This window comes from Acetobacterium wieringae (assembly GCF_026646375.1).
Classification (GTDB): Bacteria; Bacillota; Clostridia; order Eubacteriales; family Eubacteriaceae; genus Acetobacterium; species Acetobacterium wieringae_A.
Map to the genome: position 1 here is coordinate 133315 of NZ_JAIPPU010000010.1, position 18884 is coordinate 152198.

Sequence of the window (18884 nt, forward strand, 5' to 3'; positions counted from 1 at the left end):
ACTACCATGCAGTTTGTTGGCGGTTTGCGCGAAACAATTTCTACACTGTACGGCAACCTGCATCGCACTCAATTCTGCCTGTACTTATTCGGTTACGCTACCGATCCAACCGGCACACCTTGTTTTTCATCAATATCTTCATATTCGACATCAATATGAGCCCCAAATTCGCTTCCATATTTAAACTTGCAATAGCCATAGAAGATCACTCCGAGAATCGCCCAGCCACCGGCCATGATCCATTCTTCCATCACCAGAGCGGTTGAGGCAAACGGCAGCGGAATCACATAAAGCAGGGTCATCATCCCTGACAGGGCGACGGCCACAAGGCCCACAAAGGTGCCAAAACGAACCTTGTAGGGACGTTTCATCGCCGGATCTTTTTTGCGGAGGATTAAAAACGACAGCGACACCATCGCATAGGCCAGACAGACACCGAAGCTGCCGGCATCAACAATCCAGACCAGCATTTTGCGGCCAAAGAAGGGCGCAATCACCGACAGTACCCCAATCAGGGCAATGGCCAGCACCGGTGTTTTGAATTTCGGGTGCAGTTTCGAGAAAACTTTGGGAATCATGTTGGATTCAGCCATCGAGAACATCGCCCGGCTGCCACCGATTAAGAACGAGTTCCAGCTGGTAATGATCCCGGCCATCCCGCCGACAATCAAAACCTTGGTCATGATCGCACTGTTAAACGCCAGACCCATGGCATCAGCGGTAACCAGCGTCGATTCGGCCATCGCACTGGCAGGCATCACATAGGCCACGGCCAGAATAATCAGAGCATAGAAGGCCACGGCCATCAGAATCGAGAGAATCATAATCCCGCCAATTTTTTTGAAACCGGCATTGATTTCTTCCGCCGCCTGAGGAATAACGTCAAAGCCGACAAACAGAAATGGCGTCATTACAGCAACCGTCAGCACCCCACCCAGGGCAGTTGTGCCGGTTTCGATGTTGCCGGCAAACATATTATTGGCAATATTGGCCGGATCACCATTGATCACTGAACCGGCAATCAGTAAAATTCCGGCAGCAGCGATTAACGCGGTAAAAATCGTCTGCAGTTTGGCGGCGGTTTTGGCACCGAGAATATTAATAATGGTAATGATAATCGCGGTGACCACACCAACGGCCACCCAGGAAGCGTAAATATCAAAGCCGGCGACAGTGTACATGTAGCCCTGCAGGAAGTTGGGGCTGAGGTACTGAATTACCGTCGGAAAGGCACAGGCTTCAAAGGCGACCACACTGACATAGCCGAGAATAATCGCCCAGGTACAGATAAACGACCCGGTCGGCCCCATCGCCTTATAACTGAAGACATGCTCGCCACCACACTGGGGCATCGCCGCCGTCAGTTCGGCATAGGTCAGCCCGACAAAGAGTACCATAATCCCCCCGATGACAAAGGCCAAAGCCGCGCCCAGGGCGCCGGCGGTTTCAATCCAGATACCGGTGTTAACCACCCAGCCCCAGCCAATCATGGCCCCGAAGGCCAGCACAAAAATATCTTTGGTGCTCAACACTTTGTCAAATTTTGACTTACTTGTTTTTCCACTCATTTTTCTGTTTGTATGATCCCTTTATGAATCATACACTCCTTTCTTTTTGGGATTTGTTTGCTTCTCTAAAAATACTGCGATGCGCTTCGCTGCCAGTTTTGCACAAAACAATTCTTACACTGTACGTCGTACAGGCTATCGCCTGTTCGCCTACACGTTACAGAATTGATTATGAAAACCGACAGCAAAGCAATTGTTGTTCGTTGTTTTAATTACAACTATACATTATGATCTGTTTCAATAAAAAAACGGGGTTCTTCCAGCCACCTGCCAGCGGTCTGAAAAGTCAGACGGCCAGCGCTTCGCTGTAAAAACCCCATTGTTTATGTTTGTTTTCATCTATTTAGTTTTTTTAGTTCACCAGTTCGTTGACGGTGGCTTCAATGATGCTGTAGGCTTTGTCACAATCGTCTTTGGTGACAATCAGCGGTGGAATCATCCGGATGATGTTCTGGCCGATGGCGGTAATCAACAGTTTTTTCTCCAGCACCCCGTGCTTGACATCAACGCCGGAGATACCCTCTTCAAATTCCACCCCGATCAGCAGGCCCTGGCCACGGACTTCCTTGACCTTGGGCAGATCTTTTAAGCGCTCCATAAAATAGCCCCCCATTTCCCGGGCATTGCCGGCCAGGTCGCGGTCGAGCAGCTCGGTGATCTGGGCCAGCGAGGCCGCTGTGGCGACCGGATGGCCGCCGTAGGTGGTCCCGTGAGAGCCCATTGTAAAGGCTTTGGCAACTTCAGCGGTGGCACAGATGGCGCCGATTGGCATTCCACCGCCCATCGCTTTGGCCATTGAGACAATGTCCGGTTTGATGCCGTAATTCATGTACGACATGATCGCCCCGGTCCGGCACCAGCCGGTTTGGACCTCATCAAGCAGCAGCAGCAGACCTTTTTCGTCACAGAGGGCCCGCAGTCCCTGCATAAATTCCATCGTTGCCGGATGAACCCCGCCTTCGCCCTGAACCGGTTCGATTAAAATGGCGATGGTGTTCTCGTTGACGGCGTCTTTAAAGGACTGCAGGTTGTTAAACTCGGCATAGCTGAAGCCCGGGGTCATCTCGCCAAAGCCAATCTGGCAGGCATTGTGCGGTTGGCCGGTGGCACTGAGGGCTCCCATGGTCCGACCATGAAAGGACATCCGCGCCGTGACGATGTTGTAGCGCTCTGGGCCGTAGGTTTCCACCCCGTATTTCCGGGCCATTTTGATCATCGCTTCGTTGGATTCGGCCCCGGAGTTCTGGAAAAAAATCTTGTCCATGCCGATGCTGGTACAGATCTTTTCCGCCAGCAGCACCTGGGGGATGGTGTAGGGATAATTGAAGGTGTGAATCACATCAGCAACCTGATCCTGTACCGCTGCGACAACCTTGTCGTTGCAGTTGCCGGTGCTGTTAACCGCAATGCCGGCATAAAAATCCAGGTAAGCCTCGCCGTTTTCGTCATAAATGTACATATCTTTGGCCGTCTCGGCGATAAAATCAAACCGCTCGTAGGTTTCAATCATATAGGTGTCAACTTTTTGTTTCAGTTCTTCTTTTGTCAGTCCGGTGTCTTTCAGTTTCATTGCTTATTTCCTTTCCCTGTTCATGCGTGCTAACCCATCATACCGTCAGCTTCGCTGTCGGTTTAAAACCACCAGCAAGGCAAGCGTTGTTTGTGTCATTATCTTTTCATCTTTTGACAAACCCCTTCGTTTGTCAGATAAACAAAAAAAAACGCCGAAACATGAATCCTCATGTTGCGAACGCCTTCGTCCTGTCAATTGACACCTACAATATACCACGTGTGCATTATGGTGTCAATACACATCGCATATTTATTTTATTTTTTTTATAAAACGCTATATAATGGGGATTATGACCAGTAAAGCAGTTTTTATTGTGCAATATAATGCACATCGCCTAATCCCGACAGAGGACCTAAAACCGCACCGGTGGCGGTATTTTACTGTTTAAAGACAAAAACAATCATAAATTTAAGGGTCTCGCTGCCCTGGTTCCAATAAATATGTTTGACCGCCGTTTCAAAGCTGAGGGCATCTTCCTGTTTGACCCGGTAGAAACTGTTGTCGACTTCCAGGGTCAATTCGCCGGCGTGCACGACAATGTACTCTTTGGTTCCCTGACCATGGGCGCCACTGACATAGCAGGCCCCGGGTTTAATTTCAATTTCATAGATTTCAAACAAACGGTTCTTCTCAAAGGGAAAATAGGTATAGACGGCATACTGGCCGGGCACCTCTTTGGACGGCAGCAGCCGCTCGCGGTCAACCTGATAAACCCCGACCCCCGGAGTCCGGGTCAGATCAGCCAGATCAACCCGCAGGCCACTGACAATCTTGCCCAGGGTGCCAATCGTCGGGTTGGCTTCGCCCCGTTCAATCTGCCCCAGCATACTTTTGCTGACCCCGGTCTGTTCGGCTACCTCGTCCATGCTCATGCCCTTTTCCTTGCGGATCGCTTTTAAATTGATTGAAATATTTTTATTCAGGTAATCCATCCTCTTCGCCTCGACTTTCTTAGGCTAAGTTTAACCGAAGACGCGGGCAAAATCAACGGGACAACCATCTTTGTCAGGCTCTCCACAGAACAAAATTCTTCACTGATCACGTACCGACAATTATTACATCAAGTTGTGTACATCAAGGCGAACAGTTGTGACGATGAAGTATTTATTTCGTCTTCAATAATTCGCAACTGTACGAATTGTAAGCACACAACAGATTAATCATTGGTCGGTACGGTAGCTAACGCACCAAAAGCAACTAATAGAGCTGCTGATAAATCGCCCGCACCTGATCTTCGTTGAGCGGTACGTAGTTGTTGGCCATCAGCCGGGTTTGTTTGGTCATCACGGCTTCGGTAAAATGCTCCAGATCGGTCCGAGTGACGCCATAATCGCGCAGGGATTTTTTCGGCAGGATATGATCCAGCAGGGTTTCCAAAGCGTCGTAAACTGCTGCCGTATCGCAACCCAGCAGTCCCGCCAGAAAGGCGTTCAGCTCTGCGATACTACCGTCAGGCGCAAGGGCCTGGTAGGTTTTGTAAACGGCCGTAAAGATGGCATAGTTGGCCTCGCCGTGAGGGACATGATAGACTGCCCCGAGCGGGTAGCTCATCGCATGAACGGCGGCACAACCGGCGTTACCAAAGGCGATTCCGGCAAAGGTGGAGGCGATCATCATATCGCCCAACAGCGGGGTTCGGGCTTTTGGCCCTTTCTCGGCAATGGTCTGATAACCGTTGATGATCATTTCCATTGCTTTTTGGGAATAGAGCTGACTAAAGGCGCTGGCCTTGGGTGAGGTATAGGATTCGATCGCGTGAATAAAAGCGTCGATCGAGCTGGTGGCAAAGACGTTCATCGGCAGATCAGAAAGCAGCTCCGGCACCAGGACGGCATAATCGGCATAGAGCTCATCCACTGCCAGACCGAATTTTGAATTGATCGCGGTCAGCTCCAGAATGGATATATTGGTGACCTCACTGCCAGTGCCACAGGTGGTCGGAATCAGAATCAATTCTTTATCTTTGCTGATTCCCAGTTCTTTATTAAACAGCTCGACCACCGGCACGGTATTTTTAAGGGCAAAGAGCTTGGCGACATCAAGAATCGTGCCGCCACCGATGGCAAAGACCCGCTTGTACTGGTAGTCTTTGATGTCGGCATAAATCGCTTCGACCATCACGTCAGTGGGCTCACCCGTCACATAGCTGCGGTAGTTGACCCGATAGGCGGCGTCACTGATGGCACCGCTGAAATGCTGGGCATAGGTCCGATCACTGATAAAGACCAGATCGCCCGCGCCAATCCCGAAATGTTCCCCCACCTCAGTGCAGTGGTCAAATTCGAGGATATGCGGCGTAATTTGAAATTGTTTCATCGTTTCTCCTTTCAGGTTGATTGTTAGTTTATCCGGCGATAAGTACGTCTTTTTACTATGGACTCGATGCCAACGACCGTACTGACCAATTATTAATCTGTTATTTGTCGCACCATTCGAAATCCGCTATTCACCTTTCGCATTTGTCGCGGGTAGTCGCCAATTACAACCAAGCTTGTGATTGGCTCGTTAACTTCGCGCGGCATCGGACTCGGCAGAGACTGTCCGATGGGTATAACATGATGTAACAATTGTCGACCCGGGGTTTGGCATTTCCCACAGGCTCACTCTAAATCATCGCCTATATTACTTTGTTTGCTTAATAAATAACCAATTAAACCGCTTTTACACATTTGACCAGAGCTTTTTCAAAAATATCCAGACCGGCTTCGAGTTGTTCGTTGGTGATTACCAATGGCGCCAGAAAGCGGATGACATTGCCATAAACACCGGCGCTTTCAATGATCAGGCCATTCTGGGCGGCTTCGGCAACTATCGCCGAAACAAGTTCCGGATCGGGCGCTTTGGTGGCGCGATCTTTGACAAATTCAATCCCGACCATCGCACCCATGCCCCGGACATCGCCGATGACAGCGTAGTTTTCTTGCCAGCGGTTAAAACGGGCCATGATGATGTCGCTGATTTCGCCGGCCCGTAAATCAAGACGATCCCGCTGCATGATTTCAATGACTTTTAGCGCTGCGGCACAGGCGACCGGGTTACCGCAATAGGTGCCGCCGATGGTGCCACCCTTGACGGATTCCATAATTTCTTTGCGGGCGGTAATGGCACTCAATGGCAGACCGGCGGCAATCGATTTGGCCGTGGTGATAATATCCGGTGCCGCGCCGACTTCCTGCCAGTACTGTGAAGCAAACATTTTGCCGGTTCGACAGAATCCGGTTTGAACCTCATCGGCAATCAAAAGAATCCCTTTTTCATCGCAGATTTTACGGACCGCCTGAACCCACTCCAGTGGGGCGGGAATAAAGCCACCTTCACCCTGAAGCGGTTCAACCACAATTGCCGCGACATGGTCAGCCGGCGACGATTCTTCAAAGACCCGGTAGATGCTGTCGGTATAGTAGGCAATCGCGTCGGCCGGGCTCATCCCCGCCGGATTGCGATACAGATAGGGAAACTGGGCCCGATAGACGCCGTCAGGAAAAGGTCCCAGGCCATGGGCATAGGCTTTTTTCGAGGTCATCGTCATCGTTAGCATTGTCCGGCCATGGAAGGCCCCGGAAAAAACAATGATGTTCGGGCGTTTGGTGAAGGCCTTGGCGATTTTGACAGCATTTTCATCGGCTTCAGCCCCGCTGTTGGCAAAAAAGGTCATCTTCTCATCACCCCGTACCGGAACAATGGTGTTTAGCGTTTCGGCCAGCTTCACATAACCCTCATGGGTGACAATATTAAACATCCCATGAAAATATTTATCCGACTGATCTTTAACCGCCGCGACAATTTCCGGATGGGAATAACCAATATTGAGCACCCCGACACCACCAACCCAGTCGACAAAGCGGTTGCCGTCGACGTCTTCAACCATCGCGCCGGCACCTTTCTCGATGACCAGCGGATAGACACATTTGATCGCCCCGGGGATGGCGTCGCCGCGGCGGGCAATGACTGCCGCCGCCTTGGGCCCGGGCACCTGTTCGGTGATGATTTCTGGTAAGGCATTTTCTAACATTATAAACTCCTCTTTTCTTTTTCTAATGATCATTGCGATAAGACCGTACGCGTTGTTTCTTCTCGGCAGCTTACCGAAACGAAACAACGCCAGCCATCAAAGCCCCTTTGCTGTGACCGCGGTTTCGCAAATTAATTCGGCAAAAAAAAACAAGACCGGGAAGTGACTTCCTTGTCTTGTTTATGTCTGCTATTATAGCACAGCTACTTGCAGGCGCAATGGCTATTGAGCCTAAATTATCGGCTGGTTTTTGTGCTGATTAAACAATCACCCCCACGTTTCAGGCGTCTTCGGGAGGCGTCACCGGCAGCAGCTGCCAGCGATTTAAGTATAACTGAATAATAAGCAATACAACCAGTAAGCCAATGCCCACCAGCGCCGTCATTGCCAAAGCCGGATAAGCCCCCGCAAAACCATCGACTCCGGTTAAGGACTGATAAATGCCAAAATAACCCCAGGCCACCGGCACCGGCAGGATGGCGTTTTTGGTAACCAGTGTGACCACCGCCGTCACCGCCACCGCCACAATCAGCATGATGATCCCCCAGACATCCGGGGCAATGCCAAACCCCTGCCAGTCAATACTGACCAGCCAGGAGGCAACATTGACCACCGTGGCAATCAGCAACCAGCCGGTATACATGCCAAAGGCCGCCGGTAATAACCACTGCCGGCCGGTCTGAATCTTACCGAGCTGCCGCACCAACAGACTCAGGGTGATCGCAAAAGCCAGAATCACCACTGCCGAGACCCCGATCAGGTTATAGGAAAAAACCACAATCCACAGCATATTGAGGCCACTGGACAGCCAGAACAGATAACTGATCCGGTCGATGGCCGCGCCGTAATAGTCATCCTTGTTTTTAACCAGCATCATGATACTGGCACTGATGAGCAGCAGATAGATCACACTCCAGATACTGAAGGTTGACGGTGCCGGGGTAATCAGGGTTCCGTTCATGTCTGAAATATCCCGCTGAGACATCCCATTGAACACCCCAAAAGCACCAAAACTGTTTACTACCAACGTGCTGATTAACAGGATCAAACCAATCCAGGCTTTTGTCAATCGCTTCATAACACTCACCTCTTCTAATTTTTTTAATGCTGTTCTTTTTATACCCCGTTTTTTGCCATTTATTAAGGCCTTGCGGTGTATCGTCGCTTTTTTAAAAGACCTTTTTATAACGGGGCGCAAATCAGACCTTCTGCTGGACAGCCTAAGCTGCTTTTAGTATACTGAAGAAAACGCCCGGTCCTTACTGATTTTATTTTCTTGCGAGGTAGTCTATGTCGATTATTTTAGCCGATTTATTTAACGCCACCAAAAAAACCTACCAGCTCACGCTGCTGGCCGGCGTTTCCGGTCTGAACACCCCCATTAATTGGGTCCAGTTTACCGAAGACAGTGCCACCACCGATTTTTTAAAAGGCGGCGAGCTGATTATTACCACCGGCATGAGTTGTGATTCCGACAACTGGCTCTACCACTTTATCAGCCGGCTGATTGCCCGAAAAACCGGCGGGCTGATTCTTAATACCGGCCGCTATCTCTTTGTCGAGACCCTTTCTGAAGCCGTTATCGAGCTTTGTGAAGCCCACCATTTCCCGCTTTTTTCAATGCCCTGGAAAATCCATCTGGCGACCATTATGCAGGATTACGGCAACCGTCTGTTTACCCAGTCCTATCGGGAAGACCGGACCACAATGGCCTTTTCCCAATTGCTTTTGCACCCTGATGCACCGGAAACCGCCATCGACACCCTAAACAGTCTCGGCTACGAAACCGCAGCCGACTACCAGGTGTTGGTCGCGCTGGCTCCGGAATTCCCGGCCCGGCTGATCGAGCGGCTGCGTACACAAAGCCCCGGTCTCTATCACTTTCGGCTCAATGAAACCGGGGTCATGATTCTGCCCCACCCCGATCAGAGCACCCTGACTGCAGCCGTCAGCGAGGTTTCTACTAACTTGGAAGCACCGTTCTGTTTTGGCAGCGGCGCCCGCTGCGCTACCCTGTCAACCCTTAATCACAGCTACCAGCAGGCCCTCTTTGCCCTGAAACTGGCCCAAAAGCGGGGCCTGAAGCTGTGCTATTTTGATGAGCAGGGGCTTTTCAAGCTCTTTTTTGCCGTCCCCGACCGGACCATTCTGACAGCTCTGGCCGATGACAGCCTGAGCCGGCTGGAGGCCCATGATGCCAAGAATCAGACCAATCTGGCGGCGACCCTGCGGCTCTACCTCGAGCATGACGGCAGCATTCAGGCGGTGGCCGATGCCAGCTTCACCCACCGCAACACAATCAACTACCGGATGAAAAAAATCCGCCAACTGCTGAACATGGCGCTTTTGACACCAGCCGAAAAATTCAATCTGCAGCTGGCCTTTCTGATTAAGGATTATCTGGCTCTGTGACTGCGCCGTCGCCAACAGAAGCTGCCAGTCCCTGACACGGCGACAGCGGCGATAAAAATTTCAACATCCTTCGGGCCAGTTGATCCAGACAACTTTGTAACCTGGAGACGAACAGTTCTTTAAACGGTCTGTCGGACAGTGTAAAAATTGTTCGGAAAAAACTGGGCAAACAGCGGCCATACCACACTTTTTTTTACAATTCCTGATGATCAAAAAGGAGCATCCCGATGCAATCACCAATTTCTATTATCCCCGGCCAATCCCAGGGCCAACCGATCACCCCGGCGCTGGCCCCGGACAGCGTTGCAGCAGTTTTGCGGTTTCATCAGTCGCTGCCCGACTACCAGCCGACACCGTTGGTGGCCCTGCCGGAACTGGCCCAGAAACTGGGCGTCACGGCTGTCTTTGTGAAAGATGAATCCCGACGCTTTGGCCTTAATGCCTTTAAAAGCCTGGGAGCGTCCTATGCGATGGCGACCGTCATTGCCGATTACCTTCATCTCGATGCCGGGCACCTCAATTACCGTGATCTGATCACTCCGGCGGTGCGCCAAAAACTCAAAGACCTGGTTTTCATCACCGCCACCGACGGCAACCACGGCAAGGGGGTGGCCTGGGCGGCGGCCCTGTTTGGCTGCCGGGCGATGGTGCTGATGCCCCGGGGTACGCAACCCTGCCGGGCCGAGGCAATCCGGGCGATCAATGCGACCCGGGTCGAAATCACTGATCTGAACTACGACGATGCCGTCCGCCGGGCGGCGAAGCTGGCGACCGAAAACGGCTATCTCCTGATTCAGGACACCGCTTTGGCCGGCTACACGGCCATCCCCAACGCCATCACCCGGGGTTATACCACCATGGCCGCCGAAGCGCTGGCGCAGTTGGGTGATCTTGGCATCGCAAAACCCAGCCATGTTTTTCTGCAGGCCGGGGTCGGCTCCATGGCCGGCGGCGTGCTGGGTTATCTGGCTCATTACTACAACCACAAGCCGCCGCTGACGACGATTGTCGAACCCGATACCGTAGCCTGTCTTTATCACTCCGTCGCCAGTGGTCAGCCTGTGGCCATTGGCGGCCATCCCGAAACAATCATGGCCGGGTTAAACTGTGGCGAACCCAACCCCCAGACCTGGCCAATTCTGCGCGACTATGCCAGCTTCTTTGCCCGCTGCCCGGACTGGGTCACCGTCCTCGGGATGCAGACCCTGGCCCAACCCGAAGCCGCTGACCCGGTGGTTATCTCCGGCGAATCCGGAGCCGTCGGTCTGGGGCTTTTGGTTGCGCTGTGCCGTGACCAGCGCCTTACCGACCTCAAAGCCCGGCTCAAGCTTGACCGTAAGGCGACGGTCCTGCTGTTTAGCACCGAGGGCGATACCGATCCCGAGGGCTATGCCGCCCTTGTCTCGCCGCCACGTGGAATTGTTTGATTTAGGCGCGAAAAGACCATCTGAGCAAAAAAAAGCGGCCAGGGAGTCTTTCCCCCTTCGGGGAGATTCCCTGGCCGCGTCCTTACACTGGGGTTTTACCTACTCGTCAAACCAGTTATTCTTAAGTGTTTCGGTTTCATTTCTGATTTCTTCAACGGTTTTCTCAATGACACTTTTTAGCTCCTTTTCCGGCTGAGTAGCCAGTGCTTTTTTAATCCGACCATTCATCATTTCCATCAGATAACCGCCCCTGAACATCTTCGGTTCAAACGACATAATAAATGCCGTCGGTTCGTACTGATCAATCAGCTGCAGCAGACTCTTTTGCGATTTTCGCCGGGTCAGAATATCGAGATTGGTCCGTTTGCCGAATTTTCCCTGCCCCTGATAGACCGTGACCCCGTAGCCTTCGTTTCGCAGCACCTCAACCAGTGTGGGGTTTTCCTCTTGGATATTGACCTGAATGCTGGTAAAACCGATGGCCAGTTTTTGTTCGATGTAAATACCCAGGGTCAGACCGGCAGCAAAACCAACGGCGTAAACCACCATCTCCATGATGCTCTGCTCCCCGGACAACACAATCGCCAGACCAAAAATATAGATTAGAGCTTCCATAAACCCGAACAAACCGGTTAAGACCTTTAGGTTTTTGACCATGCAAATGGTTCGCAGGGTCAGCATCGGCACATACAGTAATTGTACAAAGATAATTAAAAATAATCGTGTCATCACTACTCCTTCATAAAATTTCTAGTAAATCTGTCAACATGCCACTGGCTGGTTAATCTTCAACCAACGGTTAGAATTATTTGGGCTTTCTCCATTGTATCAGAAAAGAGTAAAAATATGAAGGGGTTTAATTGTAAGCAACATCATGCTGTGCACTTCGTGACTGCCCGCACCTCAGTAGGCCCTGGGCCGATGAGGTGACTACTTGGTAATACCTTAAGAAAATCCATTTTATTTGACAAAATCGCTTTTTATTGTTATTATCATCCGTAACAAATAACAAACATTATGTGAAGTATATGTATTGAGTAATTTTATTTGTGAGCTTGTTTACGTATTGATTGAAATGTGGAAATAAGTAAGCTGATTATTAAACCGATGAAATTTACATGGAAAAACATCCTGGATGGAACTGGGGCTTGTATAGGATCATCATGGTCATATACTATACTATTCTGCCTGATACGAAGGTGTTAGTCATAACGAATGGTATAAGGTGAGTTATCTTTAGCGAAACCTATGCACTCTAACTCTGTGAACACAGAGTTAGAGTGCTTTTTTTATAAGCAAATTCGTACCAATGAAAAATTGACACCACCCCGGTGCAAACCCCTGAACTGGTTGAGAATATGTATCTGAAAGGAACAAAAAATGCAAGAAGCGATCAAATTAACACAGAACCACCTCAATACCGACAAATCCTCAAATGATCTGATGGATAAGTGGACCGATTGGCGCTGGCACCTGAAACACACCATCCGCAAAGTCGAAACGGTTGAAAAAATAATGGGTATTCAATTTTCAGATCAAAAGAAAAAAGAAATCGAGGCGACCATCGATAAATTCCCGATGGCCATCACCCCTTACTATTTGTCATTAATTGATGACGATGATTATGAAACCGATCCCGTCTTCAAACAATGTTTTCCCAGCATTGATGAATTGCTGATCTCACCGATGGATATGGAAGATCCGCTGCATGAAGACAAAGACAGTCCCGTCTGCGGCATTACCCATCGTTATCCGGATCGGGTACTTTTTCATGTCAGTAATGTCTGTGCGATGTATTGCCGCCATTGTACCCGCAAAAGAAAAGTTGGCGATGTGGACTCTATCCCGTCGGATGACATGATTTTAGCCGGCATTGACTATATTAGAAATACGCCAACCATCCGGGATGTGCTGCTGTCCGGCGGCGATCCGTTTCTTTTGTCCGATGACAAGCTCGACTATATCCTTGGTCGTATTGCCGCCATTCCCCATGTTGAAGTGATCCGGATTGGGACCCGGACACCGGTGGTGCTGCCCTTTCGGATTACCGATAAGCTGATCAAGGTTCTCAGTAAATATGATAATCTCTGGATCAACACCCACTATAATCATCCCCGGGAAATAACCAGAACCTCAATTGCCGCCCTCAAAAAACTGATTGGTATCGGCATCCCCGTCGGCAATCAGTCGGTCTTGTTAAAAGACGTCAATGACTGTCCCCAGATTATGAAAAAACTGGTTCATAAACTGGTGGCCAACCGGGTCCGCCCCTACTACTTATATCAATGTGATTTAGCCGAAGGATTGGAACATTTTCGCACCAACGTCGGCAAAGGTATTGAAATTATGGAAAGTCTCCGCGGCCATACCAGCGGGTTCGCGATTCCGACCTATGTGATTGACGCCCCCGGCGGCGGCGGAAAAATCCCGGTGATGCCCAATTATCTGATCTCCTGGTCCACCAATAAGGTGATTCTGCGGAATTATGAGGGTGTCATCACCACCTATCAGATGCCCACCTCCCATGAACACACCATTTGTGATCTGGACTGTGCGAATTGCAAACTGCAATTAAACTTAAACAGCGAAGAAAGTGACCGCAAGCCGATTGGTATCTCCAAGCTGCTTTGCGATTACGAAGAAACGATCACCCTGGTGCCGGAAAATCTTGAACGGGAACAACGAAATGGAAGTAACGAGGGTTAAAATGATTGATATCATCGAATCTTATGGCGACAGTCTACTTCAACACGGAAAAAACAGCAATCGCATTTATTTAATGAAATGTGCGGTAGCCGAAGCACCACAACTGATCCCGCAGATGAACCAATTGGCCTTTGAGCGTAACTATTCGAAAATCATTGCTAAAATTCCTGAATCGCTCAAACCTATTTTTACCGCCGCCGGATACCACCAGGAAGCTACCATCCCAGGTTTTTATCAAGGCCGGGAAAGCTGTCAATTATTGGCTAAATATTTTTGTCCGAACCGAAAAAATCTTGCCAATGGCCGTGAATTGAAAAATATCCTTGATCAGGCCATCGCTAAAAAAAACACCCCGACTATCCATCCCTTGCCCCAGGAATTCACCATCCGGCGCTTGCGGGAAGCCGACATCCCAACCTTGGCTCAGCTGTATCACTCGGTTTTTAAGAGCTATCCCTTTCCCATTTTTGATGCCACCTATCTCCGTGAAACGATGATCGATCATGTCATCTACTATGGCGTCTTTGACCAGGATCTGCTGGTGGCGGTTTCTTCGAGCGAAACCGATCCCGACAATGGGAATTCGGAGATGACCGATTTTGCCGTTCTCCCAGCCTATCGCGGCCATCAGCTGGCCCTGCATTTACTGAAAGAAATGGAAATCGATATGCTTGACAACGGCTATCATCTGCTCTATACTATTGCCCGCGCTGCATCGGCTGCGATGAATACTACCTTTGCCCGCGCCCACTATCATTATGGCGGCACCCTCATTAATAATACCCAGATTTCCGGATCGATCGAATCGATGAATATCTGGTACAAAAAACTGACCCGGGGTTAATCCACAAGAAAACCCGATCGCCGGGGTGCAGTTTCCGAGGACAGCGCCATAACCGATTTTTTAACGGGCGACGAACTGATCATCATCCACCTTACAGAAAAAAATGCATGAAAAAAACACCCCGACAGAAGTGGTCGTTGAGCTACTGACAGGCTATTATTGATACAAATTCAGCCGATTCCCGGGATCGACTCAGAAGCGCCATTTACCCCGTTTACGATCACGCGCGACTTCAAGGAAATACTGATCGGCTGCGTTTTGATCGTCCACGTCCGGGTTAAAGGCATTCCTTGCCCCCTCGACATCCAGATCATCACCTAGAATAAGTCTGTCATTATTTTGGACGCCCTTTAAAATTCTTGCTGCTGACTGCATTGGCGTTTGGGCATAATCCGGTGCTGATGTTCCGGTAAAAATAGCCGTTGCCGTTGTTCCCGGTGTTGCTGTATTTACTTTAATATGATCGTCCCAAAGTTCATAGCGAAGCGTCAGACCCAATTGACATAAGGCCGCTTTCGTGGCTGCGTACATCGACTGAAAGGCCATCGGCGACCAGGCAATCCCGGAGATGGTGTTGACAATCTGCCCTCCACCTTGCTTTTTCATATAGGGAATGACATGGCGGATCCCATATAGAGCGCCATAAAAATTTAATGCAAAGCCTTTTTCCCAGTCTTCATTACTCAGCTTCTCGAATTCACCACTGAGTCCGGCTCCGGCATTATTAAAAATCAGATCAATTTTACCGCCAAAAAAAGCCGCCGCCTGGTCAATCATTTCACTGACCTCATTTTCTTTCGTGACATTTGTAAGAATCCCGCTGATCTGGCCGGGAAATAATTCAGTCAGGCGGCTAATCTGCCTGTCAAGATTTTCCGGATTAATATCTGCAATCACCACCTGCTTTGCGCCATTACGAAGCAGTGTTTCTGTCAACGCATTCCCAATTCCAGATGCCCCACCAGTTACAATGGCACTTTTTTTTGAAAAATAGTTGTCAAAATTCATTTTTCCCTCCTAGTAATAAAATTTTTATCGCTATGAGAATGAACCTGTTGTTTCATTCTACCGACTGCCGAAAACCTACTCGAATCCGCTTGCCAGCACTTTTACCGGCAGTGCTGGAGTAAACCTTTTTTATCCGTCTTCATTTTACTCCTTCTTCGCCCCCTGATTTGATCTTATAATGGCATTTACCCAAATGAAACGTATTATAACAAAACAAAAAAAACACGTTGCTCCACACGTTGCGGTCTTGGTAATCTGCCCCGCACTCCTGATGGCTGTAACAATGTTATTTTTTTACTTGTAACTTCTCGTTTCTGGCATTCTAAAGGGATTTTGTCCCGCTTTAACTGATCGATCCAACTTCTGATCAAGAACTATTACAACCTGTATACAAACGTTTACACTGTGTCTATGGACATTCCCCGTGACTATGCTATACTATAATTGAATCAAGGATTGACTAAATTATTTCCTGCGATTCTGATCATAGAAAATAAACCAATTCTTATGTTGCCAGTAAATTCACGGAGAAGAAATGGAACCCATTGATTCAATGAAATGGATTTGCTAATCATCGACAGTTCTGAACGATCAGAGCTGAAATAAAAAACAGGTATTCAAAATGAGTGTCGGTACAGCTGACTGGATACAGTCGTCGTAATGAGATAACTGATTGGGATCACCACATTTATAAAGATGATTAAAAGCCGAAGAGATGGTCTGAACGAAAGAACAGGCTGTTCCGAAAACAGGGAAATTCAAGATGAAACTCTTTAAAGGAGATAAAACAGAATAAGCAGATCGATTAAATAAACCAGCAACACCAGAAAAAATCGGCTGATAAGAAACCGATATTTAATCTGAAATGTTAGACGTTTTAATCCGATAAAGCATAATAATCAGGATATTCACCAGCAAGTAAGAGTCTTCAAAACAGAAAGAACGTTTATAAACAGCGAGATAATTGGAAGATTTTTGATAATAATCAAAAGGAGGACGACGATGACAGTAGTATTTAAAAGCTAAAACCGGTTCTGCAGATAATGTGGAATCGGTTTTAGTGCTTTTTGAAGATAATCCGATCAACCATACTTCAAATCGGAGCCCCTGCTTCGATAATACATCCAAGTTTATCTTCCGCCCCAATAATAAATGGATAACCCATTCCCGCGGCAATTTTAGTGATCACTGGCGACGCATTCACTGGGGGTGAAGCTGACCTTGTTGATCGCCGCAATTTGACGGGCCACCGCCTGCCCTTCCGCTTCTTTCCCGCGGGGTACCGGAATCCGGCAGATCTGCGCCTGCGGTCCGGTTTGTTGGATGATGTCAAAATGCACCGCAATCACCACCGATCCATCCGGATAATGTCCAAAATTGACCCCCGTTAACCGGGTCATCGGCGCCACCCACTGGGTGTATTCCCCCATTATCCAGGCACTATAGGGACTGACATAAACCGCTGGTAGTGCAGCCTTCATCCGGCGGTAGGAAAGAATCGGAACAGCGAAGGCCACCCCATATAATGACAGTAGAATCGCTCCCATCAGGAGAGCAAAAAAAAGCGCCTCCTCGGCATCGTCAAAGCCAAAGATCAGAAAAACAGCGACAATCACCACAAAGAAAAACGTCATGATCCCAATTAAAACCCGATTAAAGGCTTTTCGCGCTTTAAATTCGGCTTCCGCCTTTTCCTGCTGTTCAGCGGGGAAAAAGGTCCAGTGAGCCAATTGATCGACATCCTTTAAAAGGTTGTCTAGCAGCCGGGCCTGTTTGTAAAAAACCCCACTCATGACCAAAAAGGTGATTCCCAGCAGCAGACCCACCAGGATCATCCAGAAATAATTAAAATCATTTAAAAGTATTCCTATAAAAACCATAAACCCGCCAATCAGCGTCATGAAGATCGACGCGATCAGCCAGCGTCGTGGATTATTCTTCGGCATTTTCGCCCTCCAGGTCCTTTAATAATCGCTCATAATGTTCTAACCGGCACGGTGAATCACACCCCGATGTGTGTATCACTGTTTTTATTTACCCCGAAATAAGGTTAAGAAACAAGCTCTTTTGCCGCCGGCTTTTTTTGTTTCGCCTTTGAGCGATCAAAATACGACTGTCGAAAAGACTGGCCAAAAGGCCCTACCCGGTCCCGACCGGTAGGGCTTTGATTAGTCAATCAGGTCATTCTGAAAGCGGGACAGATGCTCATAGGGCAAAATCTGTCGGCCGCGATAGAGGCCGCAGCCGTCGTTGATCAGTGAATTGTCCATGGCAGCAAACATATTGACATCCAATGCTGCCAGCTCAAGCTGCTGCAGCGCAATCCCCCGTTCGTAGGCGTCATCAAAATAAATATTTTCCCCCTCGGGAATGGCATCCCGTCGGGCCCTTTCTCTTTCCTGCCGTTTTTCGTAGCCTAAATGATTGGCCGGACCAATCTCGGCAAAATCGTCCATTGCTTTAGTGCGAAGCTGGACCTCAATGTAACAGCGGGCAATATTATCATAAAAGGTGATATGCAGTGACTGATAGCCATTCGGTTCAGAATTGGTAATATAATCCCGATAATAGGGGCTGACATGCTCTTTTAGCAAAGGCGATTGCTGCTCGGTCACTGTCGCGACTTCGGCGGTAAATCCCCGCTCCTCGAGAAATTCAGGCAGTTTATTGGCGACCTCATAGAGATAGTTTATTTCTTCCACAGCGGCGGTCTGCCCCGCTTTTAAATGACATTTTGGCAGCGAAATCACGATCCGATAGGCAATCAGATCCCGAAAACAGCTCAAGTAGTTTTTCAGTTCCGGAAGGGCGGGATAAGCGCCGTTTTTCATGTAATAGTTATAAATATATTCGACAATATAGCCATTGAATTTTGATTCCGCCCGGATCAGCGATTTTATCCGCCCTTTAAAGGTAAAGGCCAGAAAAGGATAATCCATCGCCATCAGTTTATAAAATTCCCGAATCCGCTGGGCTTGTGACGCCAGAAAATCGTTGTGTTCCAGCAGTTCGGCAATCTGCAGCAGAAAATTACAGTGCACCAGATCGATCTGGTTGTGGGTTTCTTTCGCTGACTGTTTCAAATCCCGGGAATAGCGCTGCAGGATCTTAAGCACGGTGTCACCGGAATATAAATAATCATTTAGTTTTTTCACGGATAACCTTCCTTTTTAAGTGTTTTACTCTTTGGGTAAGATTATACCGCACAAATAGCAATTCGACCATCAAATCTTTGTGCCCGGTCCGGGAACTGGTTCAATACAAAAGCCACCTGTCAAAAGGCAATGTCATTAAGTTAAGAAATCAGAAGAGTTTTATGTTTGCAAAAGCATAA

General features: G+C 48.9%; 14 protein-coding genes. 4 read left to right on the forward strand and 10 right to left on the reverse strand.

All coding sequences use genetic code 11. From position 1 onward, the window contains the following. Window positions 1-92 precede the first annotated feature (92 nt). The 6 genes from Q7P33_RS10695 to Q7P33_RS10720 form a co-directional block, all read right to left on the reverse strand. Window positions 93-1568 carry an APC family permease gene (locus Q7P33_RS10695; RefSeq protein WP_303870221.1) on the reverse strand — a complete coding sequence of 492 codons (1476 nt, stop codon included), beginning with the start codon at window positions 1566-1568 and terminating at the stop codon, window positions 93-95. A gap of 352 nt (window positions 1569-1920) precedes the next feature. After that, window positions 1921-3138 (reverse strand): aspartate aminotransferase family protein, encoded by a 1218-nt coding sequence (locus Q7P33_RS10700; protein ID WP_303870222.1) that lies wholly within the window; start codon window positions 3136-3138, stop codon window positions 1921-1923. Between the two features lie 380 nt (window positions 3139-3518). Further along, entirely contained in the window at window positions 3519-4073 is a 555-nt protein-coding gene (locus Q7P33_RS10705; RefSeq protein ID WP_303870224.1) for an XRE family transcriptional regulator, read from the reverse strand. Window positions 4074-4338: 265 nt separating this feature from the next. Further along, a complete protein-coding gene (locus tag Q7P33_RS10710; protein WP_303870225.1) occupies window positions 4339-5457 on the reverse strand; it encodes a 4-hydroxybutyrate dehydrogenase in 1119 nt (372 codons plus the stop codon). Between the two features lie 334 nt (window positions 5458-5791). Further along, on the reverse strand, window positions 5792-7153 hold the full coding sequence (locus Q7P33_RS10715) for an aspartate aminotransferase family protein (RefSeq protein ID WP_303870226.1): 1362 nt from the start codon (window positions 7151-7153) through the stop codon (window positions 5792-5794). A gap of 280 nt (window positions 7154-7433) precedes the next feature. Next, on the reverse strand, window positions 7434-8231 hold the full coding sequence (locus tag Q7P33_RS10720) for a tryptophan-rich sensory protein (protein WP_303870227.1): 798 nt from the start codon (window positions 8229-8231) through the stop codon (window positions 7434-7436). A 212-nt stretch (window positions 8232-8443) separates the two neighbouring features. Between Q7P33_RS10720 and Q7P33_RS10725 the strand changes: the two genes are divergently transcribed. Both Q7P33_RS10725 and Q7P33_RS10730 read left to right on the forward strand, forming a co-directional pair. Next, window positions 8444-9565: a PucR family transcriptional regulator ligand-binding domain-containing protein gene (locus tag Q7P33_RS10725; protein ID WP_303870229.1), complete on the forward strand. Its 1122-nt coding sequence runs from the start codon at window positions 8444-8446 to the stop codon at window positions 9563-9565. 227 nt (window positions 9566-9792) lie between these two features. Next, window positions 9793-10992 carry a diaminopropionate ammonia-lyase gene (locus Q7P33_RS10730; protein WP_303870231.1) on the forward strand — a complete coding sequence of 400 codons (1200 nt, stop codon included), beginning with the start codon at window positions 9793-9795 and terminating at the stop codon, window positions 10990-10992. 99 nt (window positions 10993-11091) lie between these two features. Here Q7P33_RS10730 and Q7P33_RS10735 read toward each other — a convergent pair whose 3' ends face one another. Next, the gene (locus Q7P33_RS10735) at window positions 11092-11721 is read right to left on the reverse strand and encodes a DUF2179 domain-containing protein (RefSeq protein WP_303870233.1); all 630 of its coding nucleotides are present in this window, start codon (window positions 11719-11721) and stop codon (window positions 11092-11094) included. A 651-nt stretch (window positions 11722-12372) separates the two neighbouring features. Here Q7P33_RS10735 and ablA point away from each other — a divergent pair. Next, the gene (gene ablA / locus Q7P33_RS10740; RefSeq protein WP_303870235.1) at window positions 12373-13698 is read left to right on the forward strand and encodes a lysine 2,3-aminomutase; all 1326 of its coding nucleotides are present in this window, start codon (window positions 12373-12375) and stop codon (window positions 13696-13698) included. Between the two features lies 1 nt (window position 13699). After that, complete coding sequence (gene ablB / locus Q7P33_RS10745) at window positions 13700-14542, forward strand: putative beta-lysine N-acetyltransferase (RefSeq protein ID WP_303870236.1); 843 nt, start codon at window positions 13700-13702, stop codon at window positions 14540-14542. Between the two features lie 192 nt (window positions 14543-14734). Here ablB and Q7P33_RS10750 read toward each other — a convergent pair whose 3' ends face one another. From Q7P33_RS10750 to Q7P33_RS10760, 3 genes are all read right to left on the reverse strand, one after another. Continuing rightward, the gene (locus Q7P33_RS10750; protein ID WP_303870237.1) at window positions 14735-15550 is read right to left on the reverse strand and encodes an SDR family oxidoreductase; all 816 of its coding nucleotides are present in this window, start codon (window positions 15548-15550) and stop codon (window positions 14735-14737) included. A gap of 1178 nt (window positions 15551-16728) precedes the next feature. Further along, window positions 16729-17496 (reverse strand): hypothetical protein, encoded by a 768-nt coding sequence (locus Q7P33_RS10755; protein WP_303870238.1) that lies wholly within the window; start codon window positions 17494-17496, stop codon window positions 16729-16731. Window positions 17497-17718: 222 nt separating this feature from the next. Next, window positions 17719-18705 carry a guanosine polyphosphate pyrophosphohydrolase gene (locus Q7P33_RS10760; RefSeq protein ID WP_303870240.1) on the reverse strand — a complete coding sequence of 329 codons (987 nt, stop codon included), beginning with the start codon at window positions 18703-18705 and terminating at the stop codon, window positions 17719-17721. Between the last annotated feature and the right edge of the window lie 179 nt (window positions 18706-18884).

Coding starts and splice junctions, on each gene's coding strand:
- Q7P33_RS10695 (WP_303870221.1), bottom strand. CDS start 1,568: ATGAGTGGAAAAACAAGTAAGTCAAAATTTGACAAAGTGTTGAGCACC.
- Q7P33_RS10700 (WP_303870222.1), bottom strand. CDS start 3,138: ATGAAACTGAAAGACACCGGACTGACAAAAGAAGAACTGAAACAAAAA.
- Q7P33_RS10705 (WP_303870224.1), bottom strand. CDS start 4,073: ATGGATTACCTGAATAAAAATATTTCAATCAATTTAAAAGCGATCCGC.
- Q7P33_RS10710 (WP_303870225.1), bottom strand. CDS start 5,457: ATGAAACAATTTCAAATTACGCCGCATATCCTCGAATTTGACCACTGC.
- Q7P33_RS10715 (WP_303870226.1), bottom strand. CDS start 7,153: ATGTTAGAAAATGCCTTACCAGAAATCATCACCGAACAGGTGCCCGGG.
- Q7P33_RS10720 (WP_303870227.1), bottom strand. CDS start 8,231: ATGAAGCGATTGACAAAAGCCTGGATTGGTTTGATCCTGTTAATCAGC.
- Q7P33_RS10725 (WP_303870229.1), top strand. CDS start 8,444: ATGTCGATTATTTTAGCCGATTTATTTAACGCCACCAAAAAAACCTAC.
- Q7P33_RS10730 (WP_303870231.1), top strand. CDS start 9,793: ATGCAATCACCAATTTCTATTATCCCCGGCCAATCCCAGGGCCAACCG.
- Q7P33_RS10735 (WP_303870233.1), bottom strand. CDS start 11,721: ATGACACGATTATTTTTAATTATCTTTGTACAATTACTGTATGTGCCG.
- ablA (WP_303870235.1), top strand. CDS start 12,373: ATGCAAGAAGCGATCAAATTAACACAGAACCACCTCAATACCGACAAA.
- ablB (WP_303870236.1), top strand. CDS start 13,700: ATGATTGATATCATCGAATCTTATGGCGACAGTCTACTTCAACACGGA.
- Q7P33_RS10750 (WP_303870237.1), bottom strand. CDS start 15,550: ATGAATTTTGACAACTATTTTTCAAAAAAAAGTGCCATTGTAACTGGT.
- Q7P33_RS10755 (WP_303870238.1), bottom strand. CDS start 17,496: ATGCCGAAGAATAATCCACGACGCTGGCTGATCGCGTCGATCTTCATG.